Annotated in this window: 3 protein-coding genes; all 3 read left to right on the forward strand. The window is 62.7% G+C overall.

The genetic code is table 11. The annotated features are described in order from the left end of the window. Positions 1-1,098, forward strand: a 1,098-nt coding sequence (locus EBBID32_RS03210) for an acyl-CoA dehydrogenase family protein (protein WP_051093260.1), incomplete at its 5' end; no start/stop codon positions are given. Between the two features lie 31 nt (positions 1,099-1,129). Continuing rightward, positions 1,130-1,342 carry a YHS domain-containing protein gene (locus EBBID32_RS03215; protein ID WP_006950651.1) on the forward strand — a complete coding sequence of 71 codons (213 nt, stop codon included), beginning with the start codon at positions 1,130-1,132 and terminating at the stop codon, positions 1,340-1,342. 40 nt (positions 1,343-1,382) lie between these two features. Further along, positions 1,383-2,504 (forward strand): acyl-CoA dehydrogenase family protein (locus EBBID32_RS03220; protein WP_037488480.1); only part of this gene is annotated, 1,122 nt, incomplete at its 3' end.

Genomic DNA, 2,504 nt, shown 5'->3' on the forward strand with positions numbered 1-2,504 from the left:
GGGATCAGCTACGTTGCGGGCGCCGGCGAGGACGACCAGGATCTCTGGGCCGCGCAGAAGGTGTTCCGGGAGCGGCTGGACGAAGCCGGGCTGCTCCGTATCTGCTGGCCGGAATCGCTGGGCGGACAGGCAAAGTCTCCGATATTCGAATACATCATGCGCCAGGAGCTGCAGGAGGTTGGGCTCGAGCCGCGCGTCGGCGTGACGATCATGTCGGCCGTCATCGACAAATTTGGCACGCCAGAACAGAAAGACGAGTTTCTCCAGGGGCTGCTCAGCCGGGAAATTCGAACCTGCGCTGGCTATTCCGAGCCGCGGGGCGGATCCGACCTTGCCGCGCTCGAGACCAGGGCCGTGCGCGACGGCGAGGACTGGGTGATCAACGGGCAGAAGATCTACACGACCGGCGCTGAGCGGGCCGACTTCATGTGGTGTCTGGCGCGAACCGATCCGGATGCGCCCAAGCACCAGGGCATCTCGATCTTCATGGTCGACATGAAATCTCCAGGTGTCACGGTACGGCCACTTTATACGATGGGGTCCTATCTGACAGCCGAGGTGTTCCTCGACGACGTCCGCGTTCCACATCGACGTCTGATCGGTGAGGAGAATCGGGGCTGGTATCTCAACACCCTCGCCCTCGACTTCGAACGGATCAACATGGGCTCCTACGGCGCCTACAAGCGCTATCTCGACGCGATGATCGCCTTCGCCAGGGAGACCGAACTGTTCGGCAAGCCGCTGGCGCAGGATCCTGCCGTACGGCTGCGTCTCGCCGAACTGATCGTCGATCTCGAAACGCTGCGACACCTGAGCAACAAGTGCGCATGGCTCGTCTCGGAAGACCAGAACTCAACGATGATCGCCTCGATGGCGAAGGTGTGGTCGACAGAGTTCTACTATCGAATGACCAACTTCGCCACGCAGATGATGGGGCCGTTCGGGCAGCTGCAGAAGGGTTCGAAGTGGGCGATGCTGGATGGCGAGGCCGAGCTTGGCTACCGCAATACTCCGCCACCCCGGTTTGGCGGCGGCGGCAGCGAAATCCAGCGCGACATCATTGCAACTCGCGGCCTTGGCCTGCCCAGGTCCCGGTAACGCCCGGTCTCGATAGCGAAGGAGGAACAAGATGGTGAAGGATCCGGTGTGCGGGAAGGAAGTCGACGACCAGAAGGTCGATCAGGGCGATACGCTCGGCGTTGGCGGGGCTTCCGTGACCGATCCCAGCTTCGGGACGAAGCGCTTCTACCAGGGCAAGTGGTATTACTTCTGCAGCATGGCCTGCCGGCAACGGTTCATCGGGAGCCCCGCCCGGTACCTTGAGGCCAGTGGCCAGGCGTGAGCGTGGGCAATGGCGATTGTAATTTGACTGGGAGGAACGAGTGGATCTGAGCCTGAACGAAACCCAGGAAATGTTCAAGCAGACGGCGCGCGATTTCCTCGCGGCCGAATTTCCGATAAGCTTGGTGCGCCGGATCGAAGGCGGTGTGCAGGGATATTCTCCCGAAATCTGGAAAAAGATGGCGGAGCTCGGCTGGCTCGGCGTGCCGTTTCCGGAACAGTGCGGCGGCCTTGGTGGATCCTTGCTCGACGTAGCCGTACTGGCCGAGGAACTGGCCCAGGCAGCGGCGTTGAGCCCATATGTCTCCACCTTGCTTTCGGGGCTGCTGATCCTGCGCGAAGGAGACGAAGCACAAAAGGCGCGCTTCTTGCCGGGGATTGCCGCGGGCGAACTGATCGTCAGTACGGCCCTGGTCGAGCCGTCAGGCAGCTACGAGCCGGCAGGGATCCAGCTCGAAGCCACCGCCCAGAGCGATGGCTATGTCCTGAACGGCACAAAGCTGTTCGTCGAATATGCGAGCGCCGCCCAGGAACTGATCTGCGTCGCCCGCAGCCAGAGCGGTGCTGACGTCACCGACGGCATCAGCCTGTTCATCGTCCCCGCCGATGCGCCCGGCGTCACCATCGATAACCTCAAGGTGATCGGTGGTGACCAGCAGTGCGAGGTGGTCTTCGACAACGTCGCGGTCGCGAAAGACCGGGTCCTGGGCCAGCCCGGCAAGGCCTGGCCAGGCGTCGCCTGGGTGCTCGATGCCGCGCGCGCGCTGGCATCGGTCGAACTGGTCGGGTTCGGCCAGAAGGCCCTCGACATGACCGTCGACTACATCGGCTATCGCGAAGCCTTCGGCAAGCCGATCGGCAGCTTCCAGGCCGCGCAGCACCAGTGCGCCGACACGGCGATCCTGCTGGAAGGCGCCCGCTGGGCAAGCTACGAAGCCGTCTGGCGATTGAGCGAAGGTCACGCCGCCAGCTTCCATGCCGCCGTGGCAAAAGCCTCGGCAAGCAGGGCCGGACGCGAAGCAACCATAACCGCCCACCAGCTTCACGGCGGCATCGGCTACATGGAGGAATTTGACCTCCAGTTCTACAGCCGTCGCGCCAAAGGATGGGAACTCAAATGGGGAACACCTGACCAAATGCTCTCCAAAATCACCGACTACGCC

The sequence above is a fragment of the Sphingobium indicum BiD32 genome, from assembly GCF_000382885.1.
Classification (GTDB): Bacteria; Pseudomonadota; Alphaproteobacteria; order Sphingomonadales; family Sphingomonadaceae; genus Sphingobium; species Sphingobium japonicum_C.

Coding starts and splice junctions, on each gene's coding strand:
- EBBID32_RS03215 (WP_006950651.1), top strand. CDS start 1,130: ATGGTGAAGGATCCGGTGTGCGGGAAGGAAGTCGACGACCAGAAGGTC.